Consider the following 24,641-nt stretch of genomic DNA (forward strand, 5'->3'; position numbering starts at 1 on the left):
ATGTGGTTTTTGAAAAGTTCTAAGGTAGTTGATTTCCGCTCCAGGCGCTCCAAACAACCTGCAAACCATCTATTTTTCCATATATTACAATTTATTATTTGCTAGTAAAAACGTTCAAAAATAATAAATCCGCTGCATTAGAACAGCGGATTTTTGATGGGTTAGTTTATTTTGTAAAAAGTTTTTGGCGCTTCTTTAATAAATGGACAAGGTAAGCCTTTGTAGAACACGGTCAATTCATGCATAGCACGTGTACAGACCGTATAAAAGAGTTTTCGCTCTCGTTCTTCCTGATAGCCCGAAGCGTCGTAAATGGCTGCAGCATCAAACTCTATCCCTTTGGCCAAGTAAGAAGGAATGATTATGATCCCTTTTTGGAAAGCTGCATCCTCATTAATCATTAGTCTTAGGTCTACTTTTGACTTTAGTTTTTCATACACTTCTAAACTTTCTTTAGCTGTTCTGCAGATAACAGCGAGGGTTTCATGACCTTGATTCTGCCAGGACTGGATAAGGCTTTCTAATTCCTCGTGAATCTCCTCTTCTGTATTTACCTTCAAAACAGATGGTTTTGCGCCAGGTCTGTTGAACGGAATAATTCCGCTATCATCTTTTAATAGACTTTTTGTGAATTCAACAATCTCTTTTGTAGAACGATAGCTTCTCGTAAGCGTAATGGCTTCTGTGTGTTTTTTGTTTAACAGCTTCTCTAGCATACGAAAGGATTGATCTGAAGCATGGACATAGATGGACTGATTTAGATCACCGAGTACCGTTAAGTTAGCTCTTGGAAAAATACGCTGGATGAACGCGAATTGGAACGGTGAAAAGTCCTGCGCTTCATCAATAAACACATGTCTCACGGCTGCATTTGTTTGGAACCCAACCAATAATTCTTTTACATAAAGAAATGGTGTGGCATCTTCATTTGCCAGATGGTTCTGCTTCAGGTTGAAGAGCGTATGATTGCAGATCTCACTCCACACATCATATTCAGGAACCAATTTATTATTTTTTTGAAACAGTTTAGCATACAAACTCTTCATATCTAAAAAATTACACGCTTCAACAGAATCTCGAAGTGGCTTAAACGCAAGTCTTGTAACGTACGCAGACAGGACCTTCTGTTCGCTCGCCAGATCATTAAAGGAATCTGCACTATATTTATCTCGTTTTTGCAGTTGTTCATAAAGTTTCGTATAGACTGACTTATCTAGAAATTGAATTTCTTTTTCAACCCATGGTTTCTTACGTTCTTTTTTCTCAGCTCGTTTCAGTTCGTTCAAAATCCATTGAGAAGTCTTTTTCATGCGATAAGGAATTGTTTCGCGTGAATCCAAAGAGTAGAAATACTCACTGATCTGTTTCGCTCTGATCATGGTTTTGTCCCGAAACTTCACATCTAAAAATTGCATGCCGGATTCACTTAACGATTCAACATATCGATGGATTGCTTCTAAGAAATCAACGGACGCTTTAAATTTGATTCCTGCTACCCGTGACGATTCCCCATCACCTGAAAGGATAGCTTCCATTTGTTTAAACGGCGTTTCCACAGAGAATTCCTTCGCTAAGTGATGATCGATATAAGCTTGAAAAGTGGTCTGCTCCATATTTTCTTCGCCAAGTTCAGGAAGAACATTTGCAACATAGCTATTGAACATGTTGTTCGGAGAGAACAATACAATATGATGGGATTGTAAGGTCTCCCGGTCTCTGTATAAAAGATACGCTACACGCTGCAAGGCAGCTGATGTCTTCCCGCAGCCTGCTGCTCCTTGAACAATAAGCAGATCACTATCCGTGTTTCGAATAATGGCATTTTGTTCTTTCTGAATGGTCGCTACTATGCTTTTCATTTGAGTATTCGCCTGATTGCCAAGGACCTGCTGAAGAAGCTCATCGCCAATTGCTTCCCCAGTATCAAACATCCCCTGGATTTGGCCGTTTTTTATGATGAACTGTCGTTTCAGATCTAAATTTCCTTCTATTGTTCCACTCGGCGCTCTGAATCTTGCCTTACCGAGGGAGTGATCATAATACAAGCTTGAGATCGGCGCACGCCAGTCATGAACTAAAAATTCACTTGTCTCTTCATCATAATAAGATGCGATTCCGATATAGACTTTTTCCGCTTCACTTTCACCCTTTTCGGTAAAATCAATTCTTCCAAAGTAAGGTGAATACTTTAGTTTTTCGTATGTCTTTAAGCGGCTTTCTGCTGAAATATGACTTCTCTCTATCTCAGATAACAGTTCAGACTGCTGTTTTATGCTTGCTGCCGTTTCAATGGCATCATCCGGATCATCCAGGTTTACGGTTACGTCTGACCAGAAGTTTTTTCGGATTTGGACCACATCAGATCGTTTTCCGCCTAGATGCTCTTGAAGTTTAGAAGTAGCTTGAGAAAGTTCCTTTATTACTTCATTTACTCGTTCTTGTTCATTACGCTGCTCCCGATTCCATGTCGTCATCCGATCTCTCCCTATCATTAATTTTTCTGTTGACACACTTTATCCTTTTGGTTTATAATATAATTAAGGGATATTATAAACGTTAAATTGGAATAATGCGCGTCTTTTATATAATAGCACATTCGGGTGCAAAAAGTACATTATTATTTACATAAAAAAGTGACTTCCTGTTCAGGAAGTCACTCTTTTCTTTATCCTTGTTGAACCTTGGATTGTTCAATCACTTTTTTCATGGCATGCATCTGACCGAGGTGATACGTTTCATGGAATACAGCGAAATTCATCAATTCACCAAATGTTGTGAAGTTGAAAAGTGGTTTTTCTAACTTTTCCTGTAAGCGTTCTTCAGGAATCTCTTTTATCCGAGCCATTTGATCCTTCAATTGTTCTGTTAGTTCTGAGAGTGAGGGTACTTCACCTTTCCAGTCAGCTGGACTTGTTCCTCTGTTAAATAGTTCAATGTAGTTTAATGGAAGGTGTTTTGTTTTTTCAGGATATCCAAACATAAAATATTCAGCTATTGTTAAGACATGTCCAACGTGCCAATGGATATTGTTGTTGAATCCCTCTGGCTGAACTTGAGCAACTTCCTTATCTAGTTCTCCTAGATGCTTCAGAAAAAAACTTCGTGCCAATTCAAAGTTTTTAAATGTTAACTCGTTCATTCATACGCCTCCCCAGGAATTTTGTAATCACTATTAAACTAATTATACTCCCTTTTGAATTATCTGACTATTAATGACTACCGATATTGATCATGGATCGGACTAAAAAGGTCTTCACCCGTTTTCCTAACTACCGAGAAGTTGTTAACATTATAATGGCCATGAAGAATTTTATTATGATGTTCGATGATCTGTTGAGCTTTTAATATTGTAGAGTCTGTCGTTGAATGGGCATCGCCTACTAATGTTACATCCAACCCGTTTACCGTCGCCATTCTTACAGCCGTATCGATGCAATGCTCTGTTTTACAACCCATAATGACCACATGTGTAATTTCTTTTTCTTTTAAATGATTCAGTAGAGAAGTATCATAGAATGCATTTGTAGCTTTTTTATCAAAAAATGCTGCGCCTTCAGGTACATGAATCTCTGAATGAACTTCAAAGCCTCCGCCTTTACCCTCAGCAACATCTAGATCTCTTACAAATAAACTTTCCGCTCCTGCTTCCAGGCCTTGTTCGATTACTACGTTAATATTTTTCAATAGAGTTTCTTTGTTGAAAACAGCTTGTTCTTCTTTATTCCCATCGATTAGTTCCTGCTGTGCATCGATGACTAATAGTGCGTTTTTCATTTTAATATCTCCTTTAGCAAAAACAGATTATTTTTTTCTAGGAATCGTTAATGTTTTCCATTCTTCTGACTTAAGCATTTTTGCAATATAAATAATTTGGCCGATGTGATTCGAATAGTGATACATCTGGTTGTTGATGGCATCCATTACAGAGTGAGGCTCATTACGGATATAGATGGTCCGAAGGAGATCTTCTTCTTTCAAACCGTCTAGTGTATCAAAGAATACTCCCCATCCTTTGTCCCACACTGCTTTCATTTCTTCTCGGTTAGACATCGTGTTTTCGAACTCACCATCACGGTTTCGATCTGGTTTTTCTCCATCCGTGTTAAACATGTCTGTCCATCTGGAGATCATATTACCGCTTATGTGCTTAACGATTATAGCAACACTGTTGGAATCTTCATTTGGATACCAAAATAATTGTTCTTCCGAAAGCTGATCAAACGTCCTTTCTGCATAGTCTTTTGCATCTAGAAAACGTTTTTTTATAGAACGCAAGTATTCAGTAGCAACATCTGTTTTCGCAAGACTCATATTACACAGCTCCTTTACAGTTCATCACCTCTTACTCTATTTCTCTTCTTTTCTTATATTTCCTATGAGACCTTATCAAAAGTTAGCAGATTTATTTAATATAAACTTATCGATACATAAAAAAACTGCTGCCTCAAGTGAGACAGCAGTTTAGTTACTTCTATTATTGAAGTTCGTTGATGAACTTTCCAGGAATTAATTTTAGATCTTCATGGATTGTGTTTAATTTCTCTTCAAAAGCTGTAAACAACTTATTAGCTTCTGTTGCTTTTGCTTCATCTTCTAAGCCGGCAACTTTTGCTTCATAGGACTTCTTCAGCTCTTCTAAAGCAGCTTTAATCTTTGTTTGGTGATCTTCTGATAGGTCAGAAGGAACTTCAACTGACGGAATCTCAGATACTGCTTTTTCTCCAGCTGCTTTCGCATCAGCTTTAAGCTTATCTAGCTCTTCTTTAGGAGGTGCTTCTTCGCCTTCTTTGGCTGCACCTGCAGCATATGCATTGAATGGTGCATGATACTCTCTAAGCTGTCCGATCAGTTCTCCTTCAAAGTTAAGAAGGGTGATCTTCTGTGTATTATCATCTTCCTTTTTTTCTGTAGCTGCCGCAGGTTTTCCTTCTTCTTTCGGCTTTTCTTCCTTGCCGCAGCCTACGCTAAGCGCAAGAATGGCAGCTGCTGTTAGTGCTAAGAATTTTTTCATTGAGAATGCCCCCGTTATCTTTTTCTACTTTTTGGAACTTTCTCATTCTAAACCTTTTTCTTAATATTGTAAATTAAAATATTATAATATTCTTTAAATATGATAAAACAACCCTTAAAGCCTTTATAAGACTGAATTATCGTATTATTTTAAATAATCTTTAATTATACTTAAAAGTTATATTATAATAATTTTTTGAGTTCCTTTTCATGATTCAATAACCATTCTTTTCTCCAAAGTCCACCTGCGTATCCGGTTAATGTTCCATTGGAGCCTATAATTCTATGACAAGGTATGATAATACTTAATCTATTTTTTCCGTTTGCACTGCCGACTGCTCTGATCGCTTTCTCATTTTGAAGGGAGCAGGCGATGTCACGGTATGACACCGTCTCTGCAAACGGAATTTTAATAAGCTCATTCCAGACAGATTGTTGAAATAAAGTTCCTTTCTGTTCATAAGGAAGTATGAATTGTTGCCGCTCCCCTTTAAAATATTCGTCGAGCTGGTTATAGCAATCTCTTAAAAGCTTTGGAATGTCAGGCTGATGTTCCATAACGTTTCTATCAACAAACATAATAGATTGTATTCGTTCTTCGCTGCTTATGATCTCAATGACTCCGATTGGAGATTGATAGTCTAGCTTAAAAGCCTGATTCATACAACGACCTCCAAAGATAGAACGTAGCATACGCTTCCCAGCCGCTCCATTTCTTTGATTTCTACATTCATCTGTTTCTTTAGTTCATTATGCAGGCCAACATCAGCAACAGGAAAAGCAGTTGGTTCTAACAGGCACTTCATCATAACGTAGTCTGCCGTCCATGCTCCAACTCCTTTTAATGTTAAAAGGGTCTCATGTTGTTTCTGTGGATTTTGGGTATCGAACAGTATCCTTTTTGTTAATCTTCCTGATGTTATTTCTTTTGCTGCACCCATCACAGAATCCGATTTGCGACTTGTAAATGGAAGTTTTCTTAAATCATCTATATGAAGATTTGCAATTTTTTCAGGTGTGGGATAAAGCCAGTATGTTGTGTTCTCATATTCCCGTTTTACTCCAAAGTGTTCGATAAAGTGTTTTTTTAAGGTGTAAGCAAACTTCAGATTGATCTGCTGACCCATAATCGCCCACGTAACCGCCTCAAATAAGTCAGGAATGCCGATCATGCGTAAACCGTAATATTTTTTAGCGATTGTCTGTAAAACCCCATCCCTATTCGCCATCTGATAAAAGCCTAAAAAGGTCTCGCTCAAGGTCAAACCATTCAGACATATACTGGACCACTTGCTGCTTTACGGCATAAGTTGGTTCTCCAAGACAAAACTCCACTATGAGACTATTATCATCACTACAAATCTTCAGAAGGAACTCTTCCTCATTCATTCTAACCAGCTTCAATAGGCGTTTGTCCTGAATAGTGTGCAAAAGCTCGAGACATTCGTTAAAGTTGAACGCCTCTGGAAGCCGTATGTTAAGATATTGGCCATGATCGCTCCACTGCATCCTATGACTCCTTAACTCTAAAAGATTTCCGGTAATCGCTTGGCGAACAATCTTCCACTCTGCGAAAAGCTTTATAAAAATTAGACGGACTTCCAAATCCAACCTCATAACAAATCTCTAAGTTTGTTCTTGTTGAATGCTTCAGAAGAAAAGCTGCTTTATGGATGCGGATTTTCTCTAAATATTCACGCGGTGTTTCTTTCATCTCTTCTTTAAATAGCCGTTCCAGATAAAACGGACTGACTCCGACATGGCCAGCAATATCTTGTAGAACAACCTTTTCGTTAAGATGGTTCACCATGTATCCAGTCGCTTTCCTTACGAGATCAATCTGTGGGCAGTGTTCAATTTCAGGCTGGCATCTCTTGCATGCTCTATAACCTGCCTCGATGCATTCAGATATCGTCTCATAAAATGTTACATTGACCTTTTTGGGTTTACGCGATCGACAGGATGGCCGGCAAAAGATCTTGGTTGTTTTAACAGCCGTATAGAACAATCCATCATAAGACCTGTCACATTCCATGATCTTATTCCACATTTCTTCAAAAGACATTTTCACAAGCGTCATACCTCATCCCTCCATCCCTGCTTTTTTTCTTTATTTTATCAATTCCCAAATGGAAAATCGTCCTCAATCTTGCTGTTATGGTCTGATTTATCTCCAAACAAAAAGAGAGTGGTACAAAGGCACTCTCTTGAAGGAATCAATATTTTAAATCATTTTTATTTCGTAACAGCTACAGGTCTCGATTTTTTACGGTTCTCTTTAGTCTTGTATTGAAACAGAATGACGATTGCGATAATGAAGGATGTGATTCCAAAACCGATCACCATATGGAAGAAGCCGATCGTGTCCAGGAACAGTCCTGTTAAAAGCATCAATGCTTGGAAGATAATATTATCGACCATCCCTTTAATCGAGAAGAACCTTCCATGATACTCAGATGGTACATCCGTTTGGAAGATTGTTGTTACTACCGGGAAAAGCGTTCCCGCTGCAAGGCCGAACAGTCCGAATGAAAGAACCGACATGACCGGGTGATCCGCTAAATACAAGGATGTATGTGCTGTCGCGATGATAAACGTTATCGCAAACATATAGGAAAGCTTCGGATTATCACGGAAGAACCTTTTAGACAAGAACGTTCCAATGAATACACAGACTCCTTCTGTCGTATATAGAATCCCTTTTATCCCTGGATTGTCCTGCAAGTCACTGATCTCGATAACCATGAGATTGAATCCTGATAAAAACAAATAAGCTGGAAGCAATAAAAAGATTCCATAAACCACTTTTGGCTGCTTCTTTACGATTGGATACAATTCGCCAAGCGTTCTAAAGAAGTTTTCCCTACGTCCTTTCTTATTCGTTTCTTTTGGCTTCTCCTCTACATTCAGAAAAAACGTTAAAATTAAAAGGATCACGTAGGATGCTAGCGTTACCGTGTATAAGGAAAACAAAGACATCCCAACGAGCATAACTCCGCCGAGTGCGGTTCCTACGATTCTGGAAGCCGTGAAAATATTCATGTTTACGCCATTCGCATCTAATAGCTCTTCTTTTTTTACGATTAAAGGAAGCAACGTCTGCATCGCAGGCTGCGAAAACGTACCTGATATTCCGATCACAAGCATATACACAACCATCCACCAAACATTGTTATAAGCGATCGCTAGGTACATAAAGAAGATTGCGGCACACCTCGCAAAACCCGCATAGATGAGGATCTTCTTTTTAATGCTGCGGTCGATTATCCTTCCCGCCATTGGAGCAAGGAAGATTCCCACAAGAAATCCTGCTAAAATAATGAGTGCTTGTAAAAACGAAGACTCTACATTCATCTGTAAAAATTCAAGATTGCCGATAATTCCGACCCATAATCCTGTACTTGATACAGCTAGACCAAACATCAAGATTAAAAAATTCCGGTTTCTCCACATTGCGTTCTTACCCCTCTCAGCCCCACCGAAACAGTGATCCAACCTCAGTACTCAATCAAGTGAAATATTATTGTTTTAGTATACCAGTATTTTGAAAAAGTAGCGTAAAAATTTTGCTCATTTCTTTCCTCTTTTTACACTCTGTTATAATGACTAAAGAGATGTTAGAAAGGGGTACGTTATGAAACAACTAATTCTTGCTGAAAAGCCAAGTGTTGCACGTGATCTCGCCCGTGTACTCGGCTGCAAGCAACAAAATAAAAGCTATATCGAAGGGCCGAAACACATTGTAACGTGGGCACTCGGACACTTGGTAGAGTTAAAGATGCCAGAAGACTATGATAAACAATACAAACAATGGCGACTCGAAGATTTGCCAATTATTCCGAAACACATGGGATTGAAGATTATCCGCCAGGTCAGCCATCAGTTCCGGGCCATTGAACAGCTTGCGAAAAGAAAAGATTTAAATGAGCTTGTTATCGCAACAGATGCCGGACGTGAAGGTGAACTTGTCGCACGCTGGATCATGGAAAAGATTCGATGGCAGAAGCCTGTGAAGCGTCTTTGGATCTCTTCACAGACAGATAAAGCCATTCGTGATGGTTTTAACCATCTAAAACCTGCTAAGCAATACGATAACTTGTATCAATCAGCTGTCTGCCGATCTGAAGCGGATTGGCTGATCGGACTCAACGTAACACGTGCACTGACGACAAAATATAATGATCCTCTTTCAGCAGGACGTGTTCAAACACCGACCCTTGCGATGATATTAGAACGTGAACAAGAAATTAATTCGTTTGTGCCGAAAGATTATTGGACAATCGATGCAACCATCGGCTTATTAAAAGCATCTTGGGAGCGAAACGGAGAAAAACGTTTATTCGATAAGAAAAGAGCTGAAGAAATCACAAACAAAGTGAAGGGGCAAACAGCAACCGTCGAGTCTTTGCAAAAGAAAGAAAAAACAGAATCACATCCGATGCCGTATGATCTGACGGAGCTGCAACGAGACGCGAACCGCCGATTTGGTTTCTCGGCAAAGAAGACTTCTTCCGTTCTGCAGAAACTTTACGAGCAATATAAGCTAGTTACGTATCCACGAACAGACTCGCGCTATTTAACGAAAGATATGGAAAATACAATGTACGACCGGCTTCAAGGAATGTCAGGCGGATATCGTGATGAAGTTCAGCCTCTTTTAAAACACAAAGGGAAAGTAGTGGCGAAAAAAGTCTTTAACGATGCAAAAGTTACAGATCACCATGCGATCATTCCGACAGATGAACCGCTGCACCTTGGTGACCTTGATAATGATGAACGGAAATTATACGATCTGATCGCACGCCGATTCCTTGCCCTCTTTTACCCGGCTTATAAGTCTGAAACATTAACGGCTACATTAAAAGTGGCTGGAGAATCATTCATGGCAAGAGAAACATTGGTATTGGATGCAGGATTTAAAGTTTTATCAGGAAAAGAGGCAGAAGCACCACAAGATCTAGCTCGTTTAAAAGAAGGCCAGACACTCTCTGTAAAAGATGTAAACCTAGAGAAGAAACTAACCGAACCGCCAGCACGCTTTACGGAAGCCGATCTTTTATCCCGTATGGAGAAATACAGCCTGGGGACGCCAGCTACACGTGCGGATATTATTGAACGATTGCTAGGTTCTGAGGTGTTGGATCGTAAAAACAATAAGCTGATTCCTACTCCAAAAGGAAAACAACTCATTGAACTTGTGAATGATGAATTAAAATCACCTGAGTTGACGGCTAAGTGGGAACAAGAACTCGAATCCATTGCACGTGGAAAAGGCAACCCGAAAGAGTTTCTTGAAAATATTCGTAAACAGACGAAGCAGCTCGTAATGGAGATTAAAACAAGTTCACAAGAATACCGCGCTCATAACTTAACAGGTTCAAAGTGTCCGGAATGCGGCAAGCTTTTAAAAGAAGTAAAAGGACGTGACGGTAAGGTACTCGTATGTTCGGACCGCGAATGTTCTTATCGCCGCCGTAAAGATCCGAAGCTTTCTAACCGACGCTGTCCACAGTGTAAGAAAAAGATGGAGATGCATAACGGAAAAGCCGGTACGTACTTCCAATGTAAGCCTTGTAATGTCGTTGAAAAAGCGGATGAACGCAAAAAGAAAGTATCAAAACGCGAAGAACGGCAGCTCTTGAAAAAATACAGTGCCAACAACAAAAAAGAAGACGAAGGTTTTGGCAACAGTTTAGCTGATGCTTTAAAAGCCGCGATGAAAGATAAAGAATAATAAGATGGTCGGCTCACCCTTAAAGGTAGCCGGCCTTTTTTGGTTTCACGGTACGTGTTCTTATATTTATTACACGTTCGCTCAAAACGTTTAATCTTCGCTCATAAAACTCATCGTACGCTCAAAACTGCTGATCTTCGCTCAAACGGCATGCCGTTTCGCTCAGAATCTTAATTTTTCGCTCAACATCATTAAAAATACTAGGATGAAGTTTATCACATTCATAAATTCAGCAAAAAAAGAACCGAATCTCAAAAGAGATTCGGTTCTTCCTTATTTTTCGCTGATTTCATCGCGCCATTGCTGCTTCCACGCCTCAACTTTGCTGTCAATCTCTTGTTGTAAACGTTCGGCTTCATCCATTTTTTCTTCTTTTATTTTTTTAAAATGTTCATTTCTTAAATTTGTGCTGGCCTCTGCTTGTTCGATCACTTCATTCCCTTTATCCCTTGGAATGAGGTTATTCTGCTGAAGATAATATACAGCATTCCTTATACGGTTTCCTTCGTTGGTCGAGATATGAAATAACGGATTATAGATATCACTCATCCGCTTCTGCGCATCAATGTAATCCTGTGCGCTTACACCTTGTGTCCAAACAAGTTCCCCAATCGAGGGGCGCCATTTTTTCAGAACTTGCTCTTCGAGAGAGGCTTGATCACGGACAGAAGCGTATTTTCCTTTACCCGCGTTCGCTACTTTCATTAATTGCTGCTGCCCCTTATCATCTACATCAAAACCGATAATGTTCAACTTCGCTTCAATGTTCTTATCTGTAAGCTTTTTCGCTGCAGCTACTGGATCGCCACCGCATGTTTCCATCCCATCACTTACGATGTATACGATATTTTCGTACTCACTTTCAGGAAACTGACTTAACAAGTCATTCGCTTTATTTATAGCCCCTGCAAGAGGTGTCCAACCACTCGCATCAAAAGACTCCAGCGATTCATCAAACGCTGCTTCTTCATAACTAGTTAACGGATAGACTTCCTCAATCCCCTCACATGATCTCGCTTTGTCTGAGTCATCACCAGATCCTTGATGACCATAAGCAAATAGGGAAACATTTGTATCGTCAGGAAGATCACTCGTGAACTTTTTGATCGTTTCTTTGGCAAGGTCCATTTTCACCCCGCCATCCACTTCCGCCTTCATACTTCCGCTCGCATCTACTAGAATGACCACATTTGGTTTCTTATGTTTCTTTTCTTCTTCAATCTCTTCCGGACTGGTTGGGAGCTCAGGCATTTCGTAGCCGTGTCCATATGACAACAATTGCTCATAATAAGAGGCGTACTGTCCAGAACCCAATTGATAGACTAAATAATCATAGATTTCCTGGCTAGATAGATCTTTATTTTTTTGAAAGTAACTCTTGATCTCTTTTTCGGCAATGGGTTTAAACTCATCTCTGTAGTAATTAATATAGTCATAGCCAGCCCAGCCATATAATCCTTCCAGCTTGGGATCCATGTATTTTTCAATCAAGACACCTGGTTTTTGTTTAATCATATCTTCCAGCTCTCTTGGTGCTTTAGGTACTTTTTCTGGTTGTATCTTTTCTTGTGTTTTTTCTGTTTTCTTATTTATCTCTTTTTCTAGAGCTTTGTCTTTCTTTTCAGAACATCCAGCAAGCATGGCTATGGATAAAAACAAGAGCACGACAACCATCTTTATATTGTTGTTCATATAGACCCCCTACTATAGACAAAAAATGATACCGTTTCAAAGATTCTTTGAACAGGAAAATCGTAACATAATGTGGAAGACTTTTAAAATAATAAATAGAATGGATTGGGTGTGATTGTGATGGAACTTCAAGATGTAATGAGTAAACTAGAGGAAATGGGCAATGAACAGACTCGCAGTACTTGGGTAAGGTTAGAAAAGTAAAGCGGGTGTAATCATTATGATCACACCCGCTTGTTATCCTTTACATTTTTTAACGTGACGGCTACAGTCGTACCTTGTCCAGGAATGCTTTCTACTTTTAGACTGCCATTATGATCAGTAATAATCTTATTACTAACCGTAAGACCAAGACCGATTCCCTTTTCTTTATTTGTAAAGAACGGAACCCCAATTGTTTTCAGGCGATCCTCTGGTATACCGACTCCCGTATCAGCAAAGATCAGTTTTACTGTTTCACCCATCTCCTCTTCGATACCAATCGTTAAGACTCCCCCATTGCTCATAGCTTCGATCGCGTTTTTAATAATGTTTATGAAAACTTGCTTCATTTGATTCTTTTCACACGTAACAAACAATTTCTTCTCTTTGAACAAAAGGCGGATCTCCACATTATTTAGATTAGCTTCCGTTGCTAGAAGCATAACCGTATCCTGAAGGAGCTGGACTAGATTGACTTCTTTCTCGATTTGAAGAGCATCTGGTTTTGCCAGTGCCATAAACTCATTAACGATATGCTCTATTCTGTTCAGTTCCTCATAAATGACTTCATAATAAAAATGCTGTTTTTCCTTATCCATCTCATTTTGTTTTAATAAAGAGAACAACCCTTTAATAGAAGTAAGCGGATTGCGGATCTCGTGGGCTACACCTGCTGCAAGCTCACCTAACACAGCCAGTTTTTCGCTATTGTTTATAAATTCTTCCGCCTTTTTCTTTTCCGTGATGTCTCTGGAAATGAATACAAGACCATCCACTTTTCCGTCTCCAGATAACATTGGCATTCCTTTACCTTCAAGAAGAACTTCTTTTCCAGACACATGTATTTTTCGATATTCAACCGGCTCTGGGTCCTCTGAAGCAGCAAGAAGCTCAATATACTTTTGAACAGACGCGTGATCTTCCCTATGAATAAACTTGAAGGCATCTTGCCCCAGTAAGGTTTGAGGGTCGATACCTATTATGTCTTTATACGAACGGGATACAAACAAGTACTTCCCTTCCAAATCAACCACGCAGATTAAATCGTTACTATGTTCAAGAATGATGCGGTGAGTATGTTCACTTTTTTTCAAAGCGAATTCTGCTTCTTTCCGCTTCGTAATATCCCTAGTAGCTACAGCGGCATAACGGCTAGAGTTTTCCTTTTGAATTGGCATCCCTTGTGATTCGAGCCAAATATATGAGCCGTCCTTTTTCGTGTAGCGGTATTCTACAGATAAAGGGATTTGCTCGGTAATCATTCTCATAAACTCATCCATTACAAATGAACGGTCTTCATCATGTACTAAACTAAACGGAGAAGTCCCAATCGCATCTGTATGTGAGTGGCCAGTAATCCATTCATAAGAAGGAGTCAGATACGTTAATATACCTTTATCATTAACAAGGCCTATGATATCTATCATATTCTCTGTAATGAGATTCAAATGTTCTAACGTTTCTTTTTTCTCCATTTTTTGTTTCGTGATATCCTTGATAATAATCTGTGTTGCATCTGATGAAAAAAACATGAGCGGTAATCCAATCACTTCTAAATTAATACGGTTTCCTTTTTGGGTGATCCATGTCTGTTCGACAGGCATCGGTGAAACGCCACTTTTACAAGACTGAATTCTTTCTTCGACTAAACCATGTATGTTCGGCGGGAGGTTGTCCCAGATTGGTTTACCGATGATATCTTCTTCTGCTTCTAAAATCTTTCTTGCTGCGAGATTTACATAAATCCACTTACGGTCTTTCTGAATGAGAAAAGGGGTCTCAGAGTGCTCCAATTTCTTTGCATATCTAATAATATGGCTAACAAGTTTATCTGCTGCTGAATGACCATCTGGAACCTTCATATTACCCTCCATCAAAAAAACGCCTTTTCCAAGAGACATTTTTTTAATCTAAATTATAAACACATTTTCTTTTATATACAAAGTATTTTTTTATGAACAACTTTTATATTGAATTCACTTAAAAATAGGTAGTGGAAGGTTAGTTGAGTATAGGTGGAGTTTTAAATTTCTTTTCAAGCTGGGCTTTACTCTGAAGAAAGGAAAAGTTTGCATTTCGTAATGCGGTACCACGGTCTGGACTTGTTTTAGAAACCATGAGGGTGTGTTCTTGTTTATAAAAGAGCATGCTGAACACGACGGTTGTTTTATGGGGAAATTGAAAAATATCGATATCTACTACGTCACCTCCTAAAATCACTCGAAAAAAACGATACCGCGGGGAACTTTTCATCTTCTTCCACCCCTTTTCAATTTTTCAAGTTAAATGGCTAGTGTTCGTATGTGTTTAATTAATTTAATAATAGAGTCAGTTAGTATATTTGTCAATATATTCTGTCAATTATAGTCGATTTCCTGGGAAATTAGTAGTGTTATATTGTTTTTATTTCGACAAAAGAAAAAAGACGGCAGCTTGACCGTCTTATTAATTCTCATTCGGTGCCTTTTCATATGGCGGTGTTGTTTGTCCACCAGCACCAGATGCGTCTCGATCTTCTTTAATCGGCGGGTCCTGACGTTCTTTGTTAGAAGAATTATGTTCAACCGATACAACTTGGAAACCCGTTCCTTGTAGCTGTTCGTTAAGTTTTGACTCAACTTCACGTCCTTCATGTACTACACTTTCATCATATTCAAGCTCGACAGTAATTGATTTCATGATATCTCCTCCTTTATACATTCGTACCCGTCTCTGAAATTTATAAAACAAAAAGACCAGCCATTTTCTGACTGGTCTAATAGGATCACGCTTCTTTTTCAAGGAGAGTTTGCTCAGCATCCATTATCGATGCATCACTTTCTTCGTGAACTTCCCTTTTAGAAACTTCTATTTTCTTAACTTGATGGCCATCAAGTTCGATTACTTTAAAATCATAACCCTCATAGATGATGACTTGCTGTTCTTGGATCTCAGAGTTTTGTGACAATACCCATCCACCGATTGTGTCCAGTTCACTATCATCTATATCGAGTCCGTAAATATCATTCACTTCTGATATAAGAACCTTGCCATCAAAATGTTTAACGTTCGGACTGATCGCTTGGATCATAGGAGACTCATCTTCGTCAAATTCGTCTCGAATTTCACCAACAAGTTCTTCTAAAATATCTTCAATGGTTACGATACCTGCTGTTCCTCCATACTCATCAACAAGCACAGCCATATGAAATCCTTTTTTCTGAAGCTTTAATAAGGTTTCTTTAATAGGTGTATTTTCAAAAACGCTCAGTGTAGGCCGAATATAGTGTTCCAGAGGAAATTCCTTACCTTTGATCAGATCAAAGAATATTTCTTTCGCATTCACCATACCAAGCACATGATCTTTATCTTCTCCCACTACGGGGTAACGTGTATATTTTTCTTCAGCAATGATATTAATATTTTCCTGCATAGTATTATCCAAATACATACATACCATTTCTGTACGAGGGACCATGATCTCTTTTGCAGTTCTATCATCAAATTCAAATACTTTTTCTACATAGCTGAATTCTGACTTGTTGATCTCCCCACTTTTGTAACTCTCACTTAAGATTAAACGGAGTTCTTCTTCTGTATGCGCCATGTCGTGTTCTGAAGCAGGCTTCAAGCCAAGCAATCTTACTAGAAGCTGTGCACTTCCATTTAAGAACCAAATAAATGGGTACATGACTCTATAAAAACTAATCAATGCTGGTGATAGCATCAAGCTGATCGATTCAGCCTTTTGAATCGCTATCGTTTTTGGTGCAAGTTCACCAAGAACCACATGCAGAAAAGTAATAGATGAAAAGGCAATAGCAAATGACAGCGTATGAACAACTGCCGCACTTAATTCCATGCTTTTAAATACCGGACCTAGAATAGCTTCTACGGTTGGTTCTCCCAGCCAACCAAGTCCTAAAGCTGTGATTGTAATCCCTAGCTGACATGCAGATAATGATCCATCCAGGTTTTCGATAACCTTTTGGGCGGAAATCGCACGTTTGTTTCCTTCTTCTGCTAGTTGATCGATTCGTGATTTCCGAATCTTTACGATCGCAAACTCTGCTGCTACGAAAAAAGCGGTTAGTAGAATTAAAATGGCTACTGCAAATAACTTCAATAAGGTCAAACTGTCCAAAAAGACTCCTTATACCCCAATACTGCTGGAATATAAGTTGTCACCTCCTAGGGTTTATAAATTTTATTTATTTAGAAAAGTATATCACAAATTACAAGAAGAGACTGAGAAAACGATTTTCCAAATTTTTAGTTGAAATATTACAGACCTGTTTTCCGACCCCGAATTTTCATTTCTTTATCCGAAATGATATATTTACGATAATTTCTATGAGTGAAAGGTGAACTTACAAATGGATTTAAAAGAATTATTGATTTACATCTTTTTCGGCATGGTTCAAGGATTCACAGAACCTATCCCCGTTTCTTCAAGCGGACACCTTGTAATCGTTCAATACTTTATGGGTATTGAAGTAAAGGATTTAAACTTTGAGATACTTGTTAATACCGCTTCTCTTCTAGCCGTAATACTTGTTTACAAAAAAGATCTGTACGAACTAATTAAGAATGCTGTTAGTTATTTATCCACTCGTAAACCAGAGTATAAATCTGATTTTATGTTCTCTGTTTATCTGGTCCTTGCGACGATACCGGTCGCTGTACTCGGCATTCTTTTCGAGGATTTTATTGGAGGACATCTAAAAGGTATTCAGCAAGTAGGGTTTTCACTACTTGCGACGGCCGTTGCTTTGTACTTGATCAGAAATCTAAAGGGATATAAAGGAGACAAAAGTCTCACTGTAAAAGATGCTGTCATCGTTGGTTTCGCACAAGCTGTTGCGCTTATTCCAGGTATCAGCCGTTCAGGTGCCACGATTGTAGCTTGTATGGCACTCGGTATGAAACAGGATACAGCTCTTCGATTTTCGTTCTTTTTATATATTCCAGTAAGCGCAGGAACCTTTTTGATGTCTATTGGTGACATTGCTGAATCCTCTAATTTTAATGAAATGGTGTTGCCATACACCGGTGCATTTTTGGCGTCTCTTATCTTCTCCTATTATTCATTGAAATGGTTTATGGGGATTATGAAGCGCGGCAACCTTGGTTATTTTGCATTGTATTGTCTGGTAGCTGGATTATTTATTGTACTTTATTTCTAACAAGAAAGAGCTTGAGAAATTTTTCTCAAGCTCTTTTGTTATTCTTCAGCCAATTCTACAGTATCCAGATCGACTTCTCTCTTGAGTACCATCTTATTTTGTTTTTCGTCATAGAAAAAGATTTTCATCTGATTGTCATCCATCAGCTCCATATCACCGGTAAGTAACCCAAAATATCCATTTCCAAGCGGAACAAGGTTTTTATGGAATTCAGCCTGGTTTGACATATCGTTAAGGTTGTGGTCAACGGTCACTTTGTTCCCAAAAGGCATCATTACCATAATAATGGCGATCACGATTAGCGTAATTCGAATCCTGCGAAGTTCAGCACGAAAATCTGAGTCCATAAGTTCCCCTCTTTCTTTTTATCCCTTACATTTTACCATAAAAAGGAATATAAAATTATATATAATAAAAAATGGGGCCTTTGTTGGGAGACTTCATTAATTATTAATGTTAATCTAATAATTGGAAAATAATACCCAATTAGAAAGGAGTAACTTCAATTGGAATTTATTTTAGATCATAAGTGGACTTTTCTTATCATAGCGGAGGTCATTTTTTGGGTATCAACCCTTTCTTTCTTGATCGTCAGATACTGGTTCAATCTAAAAAAATTAAGCACCGTCTTTTTTGTACTATTTATTTTAAACGACCTATGGATTGCCACTATGGGATATTTTGATTATTTGAGAACGGGTGAGTTTGCGACATATCAAACAATCATCACAATTGCACTCGTATACGCACTTCTTTTTGGTAAGAGCGATTTTAAAAAACTCGACCATTTTATCCAGCGAAAAGTCGCTAAGTGGCGTGGACTGCCAGAACCTGAAGTCGAGACCATTAAACCGCTTTATGGAAAAGAACATGCCAAACAGGAAAGAAAGAATTTTTTGGGACACATACTCCTCTTTTCAGCGGTTCAAGTATTGTTCTATTTCTTGTTTGGTTTATCTGATGCGGTCTCCTCTACTTCGCTCGATACTATGTTTGAGGAATGGTATGATCAGGAAGAATCCAACCTTTTTTATAACAATGATACGGCCAATAAGATTACCCGTGTTTGGGCTCTTATTCTAGCCATTGATTTCATTATTTCTATGTCCTACACCCTCTTCCCAAAAAAGGAAAAACAACATACACGTTCTGCTTAAGCCCTTGTCATCTTATAAAAAAAGCCACTTGCATTCGTGCAAGCGGCTTTTTTGTAACTATTCAGCTTTACCTTCTACTTTTTCAGAGGATATGACTCGCTCATTTCCCATCATAAAAACAACAACAGCAGAGATCCCAATTGGAATGAGGGCATACATGAAAACAGTACTGATCGAATCTGATACCGAAGCTGTAATGCTTTCAAGAATCTCATTAGGTATTTTCGCTCTTTCTTCCGGCTGGAATACCTTTTGAGGGTCTATGTTGGTGAAAGCACCTTTGGCTGCTTCCCCTTTTCCTTGAAGGTTCTCGCTTAATCTGTCATAAAAAATCCGGTTTTGCAGTGCGCCAAAAATCGTTACACCGATCGTCATCCCTAAAGAACGAAGAAAGGCGTTCGTTGAGTTGGCTGATCCGCGATAACGGAATTCCATACCATTGATCGTTGCGGTTGGCAGTAAGGAAAACGAAAAGCCCATTCCAAAGCCCACTAGGATCATAAACAAGGTAAGCGTTAGTCTTGTCGTATCTGGAGTGATACCACTAAGCAAATACATTCCGATGAAATACGTAATAACAGAAACGATCATCAGATTTCGGAAGGTTGTTTTGGTCTGAAAGATACCTCCAACCATACTTCCTGCTACAGAACCAAGCATCATAGGCGTTAAAATCATGCCCGCACTTGTTGCGGAACCGCCATAAACAGCCTGAACAAAGATGGGGATAAATACCGCCAATATGATAAATGTTCCGCCATATAAGAAACCTAAAATTTGAGAAGTGGCAAATAGACGGCGTTTAAACATCCAAAAAGAGATGATCGGCTCGGCCGCTTTTTGCTCCACTACAAAGAACACTATGAAAAAGACAGTAAAGGTCGTGAACAAAGCGACGATCGGGGTAGAGTCCCATGGGTAGGTCTTCCCGCCGAGTTCAAGGGCAATCATAAGACTAACAACGGCCGCAACCAGCGTAATCGCACCCCACCAGTCAATTTTTTGCTCACGGTGTTCCAGTGTTTCACTGTAATAACGGTAGATGAGATAAAGGGATGCTGCACCAATTGGCACATTAATATAAAATACCCAATGCCAGCTGATTGCGTCTGTAATGAATGCACCTAATAAAGGACCAAGAACACTTGAAGTACCAAAAACAGCTCCGAGAAGCCCTGTCATCTTCCCTCTTTTTTCAGGAGGAAAGATGTCAAAAACAATCGTGAACGCGATCGGCATCAATGCCCCGCCGCCTATACCCTGAATCGCACGGAATGCGATAAGCTGCTCCATACTTTGTGCGAGTCCGCAAAGCATGGATCCTACGAGGAATAGGATTAGACCGAAGATAAAGAACCGTTTTCTTCCATACATATCTGAGAGCTTGCCGTAGATCGGCATCCCTGCCATAACCGCAACCATATAAGCTCCTGTCACCCAAACAAATTTATCAAAGCCTCCAAGGTCTGCAACAATCGTTCCCATAGCTGTCGCAACGATCGTATTGTCCATGGCAGCCATTAAGATACCGAGTAATAAACCAGCCACAACTAATTTTATATTACTTTCCTTATGTACCATTCTTGCCATCTCCTAAATTATGCTTAATAAACTTAAGTATACATGAGGGACTGACCCCCAACAATTTATTTCCCTTCCTGATTTTAAGTTTTTCTGTTCAGGTGTTTGCTCTATTTTATTCCTATTTCTAAATCCATTTTATTTATTAGATCTACGTTCTGTACATATCTCGACAAGTATTTCCCTTTAAACAAGAAATGTGACGTTCTCCTCCCTATCCTTTACACTATAGGTAAGTTAAAAGAGGGGGATATGAGATGGCTCAACATGTATTTCATTTAAAAGCACACTGGCCTGGTGGTCGCAACGACACCGGATCGATTGCCATGAAAAATCTTAAAACAATGGTTTCAATTCCGCCAGAGATGGACGGACCTGGAATCGGAACAAACCCAGACGAAATGCTCCTTGGAGCAGCTGCAACATGCTATATCATTACGTTGGCTGCTATGATGGAGCGAAGCAACGTGAATAACATAGATTTAACCATGGAATCAGAAGGAATTGTTGATGTTACGAATGGTGTTATCACTTATAAAAAAATCATCCATCGCCCAACTGTCATAATCAAACAAGAACAGCTAAAAAACATTTCGGCACTTCTGCACAAACTCGCCATAAAGGCTGAAAATTCGTGTATGATTTCAAGAGCTTTGAAAGGTAATGTCGAAATAGAGGCAAATCTGACGATAAAAACTCAGTAAATGGTCTAAAATCGCCTTGTGTTACCTGTACTTTCCAAATTTATTATGATAATATAAAAGTTAATTAAGGTAAATATTTTATTATTTGGGTTCTTAGGTAATCCCCCAAATAGAAAGGGGCCGATGTATCATATGAACCAACAAGATGTGAAAGCCATACTAATAAACTTGCAGAACAAACAATATATCGAATCTGATATTACACATACATTTAGTTCAAATAACAATGCCGTTTTTTCTGTAAAGTACTCCAAGAGTGAGAATACTTATGAGGTTATTCAAATTGAGACGAACTCTCTAGAGAAATTTTCAGACGTTGAATCCGCTGTTGAATCCATCAGCACCAAGATGATTAAATAAATAAGCTGTTCCTTTTATATGGAAAGAGGTTCCCATTAAAGTGGGGGAACCTCTTTTTTGATTATTTTTGAAGGTTGATCCAGTCATTACTTTTTATTCTTTTAAAATGGTCTCTTTTTGAAGTCATTACATAAACAATAGCATCTTTTTCTCCGTCTTCCGTTGTTACTTTAACGGTGATGCGTTCATACAAATTATGAGTACCATCTTCTTCGTACTCTTCCAGCTTATCGAGTTCTTTTAACTGGTCTGCCGTAATTTTATAAAGCTCACCTTTCACAGGGATTTTACTATTTTCGCATAATAACGCCGGGTAGCCCCCTCCTGTATCATACAAAGTTCCTTCAATCGTACAATTTTCGCCCAAACACTCCGCTTTATTCAAATAATAGGCATATTTCTCACCTTTTCGTAAAGTACCATAAACAAATACAAGATGACTTTTCACTTTTATTGGCCACCCCCGCTATTCGATCTCCTCACAGTCGCTCTTTCATCAAGAATACCCTGCACATATAAAAACCTCAAACACCTTTCATGTTTGAGGTTCATCAACATCATTCTTATTACGTTTATTCCACATCAATTATGTGTTCGTTCTTCTTACGCCCACCTCTTGCAGCATCAACAAACAACACAAGAGCAGTCACGATATGCATGATCATGCCGAGAATCGGTACGAAACCAACAACAGATGTGATAAGTCCTAGAACACTACCGTGGAACCTTTCTTTTTGCACGACACATATAATCAATGTAACCAAATGAAGCACAAACATAAATTGAAGCGGTGCCCATCCAGAGCCTAGAATGATAAGACCACCTAGGAAGGGAATTCCAAGAAAGGCTTCAATACCCCCTGTTACCCACTTTAAAAGTCTCGATAAATTCATGAGACGACCTCCTCGATTATTTCTATCCTATTTTACGACTCATGAGCGGGAAAGTTCCCTTTTTCATCATTTTTTGTAGCCCCTTTATATAGAATCATTCCTATAAGTGTTCCAAATGTGTTCAATATCAGGTCATCTACATCAAAGGAACGGAATCCGATCTTAAGTTGGGATAACTCTATAATGAGTGAGACCAAAAAACCGATTATTAACGCTCTCCAAAACGTAAAGGCAGGAAACCTATATAATAGAGCAAAACCAAACGGCATAAATAAAAGTATGTTACCGCCTATATTTCGAAGGGGAACCATGTAATAAAAATGGTCCAAGGATTCGAACATACTTTTAAACGGGATTACATTATATTGCCGTTCCACTCCTGGTCCAACAAATTCATACGGATTATAAAAAGGAAAAGGAAATAAGGTTGCCAAATAAATGAACATTAACCCAAAAGGTATAGCAGCAGTCCTGATTTCTCTTTTAAATGAAAACTCTTTTCTCCATGTAAATCTAATTCCTCTGCCAATTAGCCAAATCACCATAAAAATCATCATTAATAACAGTACATTATACAAATTATCCACCACGACTTCGTTTTCTTTTAATCGTAACAAAAAACCCCCAACATTTGGAGGTTTTGTCATTTATTTATTAACCTTCTTTGCACTTTCAACAAAATTCGTGATGATTGCCATCATATTTTTATTTTCATGTCTTAACTCTTCTGGATGCCATTGTGTTCCAAGTAAGAATTTTGAATCCTTGTCTTCTAGCTCCAGCGCTTCAATAATTCCGTCTGAGGCTCTTGCAGCTATTCTCAAACCTTTTCCTACTTCACCGATCGCTTGGTGATGGAAACTGTTAACCGCTACTTCCTTCTCACCAACGATTTTATAAAGTTTACTATCCTCATCGATCGTTACAGTGTGAGTAGGCTCCGTTCTTGTAGCAGATGTTTGGAAGTGATTGATACTGTCATCGTGTTCACTTGTAATATCTTGTACAATTGTCCCACCAAATGAAACATTCAACAAATGATAACCACGGCACATCGCCAAAATGGCACGATCATGTTCTCGAGCTTTTTTAACGAGTTCAATCTCAAAATCATCACGGTTCTTATTTACTTTTTTAGCTTGTGGATGAGGCTCTTCTCCATACGTGATAGAACTGATATCCTCTCCGCCTGTAAAGATGATTCCGTCACACAATTTTGCGTAATAATTAGCTTCCTCAGGCTTACCCATCGGAATTACAACGGGAATTCCACCAGCATCTCTTACTGTTTCTGCAAATTTATTATAGACAATAATCGATTCCACGCTCTCATGTTGAGTTTCAATTGTATTAATAGACATGATAGTACTAGTTAGGCCGATCAATGGTTTTTCGCTCATAGTTTTTTCTTCCTTTCATTTGTCTTTCTCCTTCTTATGTATCACTTTTAACATAGAACTAAACTCCCAATATTTATCATTCCTATAACCTGCGTGAGTTTATTCCTGAAAAATAATCCTATGGAACCATTCTTTCCATCATCCAATTAACTATAATTGCAAAAGAAAAACAGCTCACCTGCGCGAACTGTTTTGTTTGGCCGTAACAGTTCTTCTTATTGCATGGGAGTCTGTTGTTTATTTGGAGAATATACTAATTCAATGTCACCATTCTCTTTAACACTTTTAACGATATATGTCTTTTCGACACCTTGCTCAGTATTATAAAAAGTTATTTTATCTCCTTCTTCAAAATCCGATGTTCCTGTGTCCCAGATTTTTTCATCATCCGGTTTTCTCATAACATTCACCTCTCGATATCCGACTAAACTGCTTATAAATAGGTAAGATCGTACTCTTTTTGCTATTTTCCCTTAAAGAAGAGAAAATAATCACAAATCATAAGTATGCGTAATCTTTAGATATTGAGAAACGAGTGAACCCTACAAAAAATGTATGTATATCTCATCATTATTCGAAGAAACAAGAATCATGTAAAAATATAGGGGCTTTATGGTTATAGTTCTCTTAAAGGTATTAAAACCCTTTAATACTACTTAAAATCTATAATTATTTGTAAAAGAATGATTTTACGACAAATAATCAGTAGAATTTAAAAAGCCATGAGTTAGCTTTTAAATCTTT

At 38.6% G+C, this 24,641-nt stretch carries 26 protein-coding genes; 5 read left to right on the forward strand and 21 right to left on the reverse strand.

Annotated features, from left to right (window positions below):
- Positions 1 to 161: 161 nt before the first annotated feature.
- From helD to M3206_RS11550, 9 genes are all read right to left on the reverse strand, one after another.
- On the reverse strand, positions 162 to 2,474 hold the full coding sequence (gene helD / locus M3206_RS11510; RefSeq protein ID WP_251312669.1) for an RNA polymerase recycling motor HelD: 2,313 nt from the start codon (positions 2,472 to 2,474) through the stop codon (positions 162 to 164).
- Between the two features lie 191 nt (positions 2,475 to 2,665).
- Entirely contained in the window at positions 2,666 to 3,139 is a 474-nt protein-coding gene (locus M3206_RS11515; protein WP_251312670.1) for a DinB family protein, read from the reverse strand.
- A gap of 77 nt (positions 3,140 to 3,216) precedes the next feature.
- Positions 3,217 to 3,774: a cysteine hydrolase family protein gene (locus M3206_RS11520; RefSeq protein ID WP_251312671.1), complete on the reverse strand. Its 558-nt coding sequence runs from the start codon at positions 3,772 to 3,774 to the stop codon at positions 3,217 to 3,219.
- 27 nt (positions 3,775 to 3,801) lie between these two features.
- The gene (locus tag M3206_RS11525; RefSeq protein ID WP_251312672.1) at positions 3,802 to 4,311 is read right to left on the reverse strand and encodes a DUF1572 family protein; all 510 of its coding nucleotides are present in this window, start codon (positions 4,309 to 4,311) and stop codon (positions 3,802 to 3,804) included.
- A gap of 163 nt (positions 4,312 to 4,474) precedes the next feature.
- A complete protein-coding gene (locus M3206_RS11530; RefSeq protein ID WP_251312673.1) occupies positions 4,475 to 5,011 on the reverse strand; it encodes a hypothetical protein in 537 nt (178 codons plus the stop codon).
- A gap of 182 nt (positions 5,012 to 5,193) precedes the next feature.
- Positions 5,194 to 5,673, reverse strand: coding sequence for a methylated-DNA--[protein]-cysteine S-methyltransferase (locus M3206_RS11535; RefSeq protein ID WP_251312674.1), 480 nt, complete (start codon positions 5,671 to 5,673; stop codon positions 5,194 to 5,196).
- Positions 5,670 to 6,239 carry a DNA-3-methyladenine glycosylase gene (locus tag M3206_RS11540; RefSeq protein WP_349774010.1) on the reverse strand — a complete coding sequence of 190 codons (570 nt, stop codon included), beginning with the start codon at positions 6,237 to 6,239 and terminating at the stop codon, positions 5,670 to 5,672. The genes M3206_RS11535 and M3206_RS11540 overlap by 4 nt, the downstream gene beginning before the upstream one ends.
- A gap of 281 nt (positions 6,240 to 6,520) precedes the next feature.
- Positions 6,521 to 7,090, reverse strand: a complete 570-nt coding sequence (locus M3206_RS11545) for a bifunctional transcriptional activator/DNA repair enzyme AdaA (protein ID WP_251312675.1) — start codon at positions 7,088 to 7,090, stop codon at positions 6,521 to 6,523.
- A 155-nt stretch (positions 7,091 to 7,245) separates the two neighbouring features.
- Positions 7,246 to 8,463 carry an MFS transporter gene (locus M3206_RS11550; RefSeq protein ID WP_251312676.1) on the reverse strand — a complete coding sequence of 406 codons (1,218 nt, stop codon included), beginning with the start codon at positions 8,461 to 8,463 and terminating at the stop codon, positions 7,246 to 7,248.
- Positions 8,464 to 8,644: 181 nt separating this feature from the next.
- On the opposite strand from M3206_RS11550, the gene M3206_RS11555 reads away from it, so the two are divergent.
- Positions 8,645 to 10,744 carry a DNA topoisomerase III gene (locus M3206_RS11555; RefSeq protein WP_251312677.1) on the forward strand — a complete coding sequence of 700 codons (2,100 nt, stop codon included), beginning with the start codon at positions 8,645 to 8,647 and terminating at the stop codon, positions 10,742 to 10,744.
- 273 nt (positions 10,745 to 11,017) lie between these two features.
- Here the strand turns inward: M3206_RS11555 and M3206_RS11560 are convergent, their stop codons facing one another.
- The 5 genes from M3206_RS11560 to M3206_RS11580 form a co-directional block, all read right to left on the reverse strand.
- The gene (locus M3206_RS11560) at positions 11,018 to 12,436 is read right to left on the reverse strand and encodes a VWA domain-containing protein (RefSeq protein WP_251312678.1); all 1,419 of its coding nucleotides are present in this window, start codon (positions 12,434 to 12,436) and stop codon (positions 11,018 to 11,020) included.
- A gap of 224 nt (positions 12,437 to 12,660) precedes the next feature.
- Positions 12,661 to 14,499, reverse strand: a complete 1,839-nt coding sequence (locus tag M3206_RS11565) for a PAS domain S-box protein (protein ID WP_251312679.1) — start codon at positions 14,497 to 14,499, stop codon at positions 12,661 to 12,663.
- A gap of 139 nt (positions 14,500 to 14,638) precedes the next feature.
- Positions 14,639 to 14,890 (reverse strand): hypothetical protein, encoded by a 252-nt coding sequence (locus M3206_RS11570; protein ID WP_251312680.1) that lies wholly within the window; start codon positions 14,888 to 14,890, stop codon positions 14,639 to 14,641.
- A gap of 192 nt (positions 14,891 to 15,082) precedes the next feature.
- A complete protein-coding gene (locus M3206_RS11575) occupies positions 15,083 to 15,316 on the reverse strand; it encodes a hypothetical protein (protein ID WP_251312681.1) in 234 nt (77 codons plus the stop codon).
- An 85-nt stretch (positions 15,317 to 15,401) separates the two neighbouring features.
- Positions 15,402 to 16,751, reverse strand: a complete 1,350-nt coding sequence (locus tag M3206_RS11580; protein ID WP_251312710.1) for a hemolysin family protein — start codon at positions 16,749 to 16,751, stop codon at positions 15,402 to 15,404.
- A gap of 241 nt (positions 16,752 to 16,992) precedes the next feature.
- On the opposite strand from M3206_RS11580, the gene M3206_RS11585 reads away from it, so the two are divergent.
- Complete coding sequence (locus tag M3206_RS11585) at positions 16,993 to 17,802, forward strand: undecaprenyl-diphosphate phosphatase (RefSeq protein ID WP_251312682.1); 810 nt, start codon at positions 16,993 to 16,995, stop codon at positions 17,800 to 17,802.
- 38 nt (positions 17,803 to 17,840) lie between these two features.
- Here M3206_RS11585 and M3206_RS11590 read toward each other — a convergent pair whose 3' ends face one another.
- Complete coding sequence (locus M3206_RS11590; protein WP_251312683.1) at positions 17,841 to 18,149, reverse strand: hypothetical protein; 309 nt, start codon at positions 18,147 to 18,149, stop codon at positions 17,841 to 17,843.
- Between the two features lie 159 nt (positions 18,150 to 18,308).
- Here M3206_RS11590 and M3206_RS11595 point away from each other — a divergent pair, with 159 nt between their 5' ends.
- The gene (locus M3206_RS11595; protein WP_251312684.1) at positions 18,309 to 18,959 is read left to right on the forward strand and encodes a hypothetical protein; all 651 of its coding nucleotides are present in this window, start codon (positions 18,309 to 18,311) and stop codon (positions 18,957 to 18,959) included.
- A gap of 57 nt (positions 18,960 to 19,016) precedes the next feature.
- Here the strand turns inward: M3206_RS11595 and M3206_RS11600 are convergent, their stop codons facing one another.
- Complete coding sequence (locus M3206_RS11600) at positions 19,017 to 20,540, reverse strand: MDR family MFS transporter (protein ID WP_251312685.1); 1,524 nt, start codon at positions 20,538 to 20,540, stop codon at positions 19,017 to 19,019.
- 257 nt (positions 20,541 to 20,797) lie between these two features.
- On the opposite strand from M3206_RS11600, the gene M3206_RS11605 reads away from it, so the two are divergent.
- Together M3206_RS11605 and M3206_RS11610 are read left to right on the forward strand one after the other, a co-directional pair.
- Positions 20,798 to 21,244 (forward strand): OsmC family protein, encoded by a 447-nt coding sequence (locus tag M3206_RS11605; RefSeq protein ID WP_251312686.1) that lies wholly within the window; start codon positions 20,798 to 20,800, stop codon positions 21,242 to 21,244.
- Positions 21,245 to 21,376: 132 nt separating this feature from the next.
- Positions 21,377 to 21,604 (forward strand): hypothetical protein, encoded by a 228-nt coding sequence (locus tag M3206_RS11610; RefSeq protein ID WP_251312687.1) that lies wholly within the window; start codon positions 21,377 to 21,379, stop codon positions 21,602 to 21,604.
- 61 nt (positions 21,605 to 21,665) lie between these two features.
- Here the strand turns inward: M3206_RS11610 and M3206_RS11615 are convergent, their stop codons facing one another.
- From M3206_RS11615 to M3206_RS11635, 5 genes are all read right to left on the reverse strand, one after another.
- The gene (locus tag M3206_RS11615) at positions 21,666 to 22,052 is read right to left on the reverse strand and encodes a gamma-glutamylcyclotransferase family protein (protein WP_251312688.1); all 387 of its coding nucleotides are present in this window, start codon (positions 22,050 to 22,052) and stop codon (positions 21,666 to 21,668) included.
- 124 nt (positions 22,053 to 22,176) lie between these two features.
- Positions 22,177 to 22,497, reverse strand: coding sequence for a hypothetical protein (locus M3206_RS11620; protein ID WP_251312689.1), 321 nt, complete (start codon positions 22,495 to 22,497; stop codon positions 22,177 to 22,179).
- A 32-nt stretch (positions 22,498 to 22,529) separates the two neighbouring features.
- Positions 22,530 to 23,114: a VanZ family protein gene (locus M3206_RS11625; protein ID WP_251312690.1), complete on the reverse strand. Its 585-nt coding sequence runs from the start codon at positions 23,112 to 23,114 to the stop codon at positions 22,530 to 22,532.
- Positions 23,115 to 23,144: 30 nt separating this feature from the next.
- Positions 23,145 to 23,897: a gamma-glutamyl-gamma-aminobutyrate hydrolase family protein gene (locus tag M3206_RS11630; RefSeq protein WP_251312691.1), complete on the reverse strand. Its 753-nt coding sequence runs from the start codon at positions 23,895 to 23,897 to the stop codon at positions 23,145 to 23,147.
- A gap of 215 nt (positions 23,898 to 24,112) precedes the next feature.
- Complete coding sequence (locus M3206_RS11635) at positions 24,113 to 24,298, reverse strand: hypothetical protein (RefSeq protein WP_251312692.1); 186 nt, start codon at positions 24,296 to 24,298, stop codon at positions 24,113 to 24,115.
- Between the last annotated feature and the right edge of the window lie 343 nt (positions 24,299 to 24,641).

This window comes from Fictibacillus phosphorivorans (assembly GCF_023715845.1).
GTDB classification, from domain to species: Bacteria; Bacillota; Bacilli; order Bacillales; family Fictibacillaceae; genus Fictibacillus; species Fictibacillus phosphorivorans_D.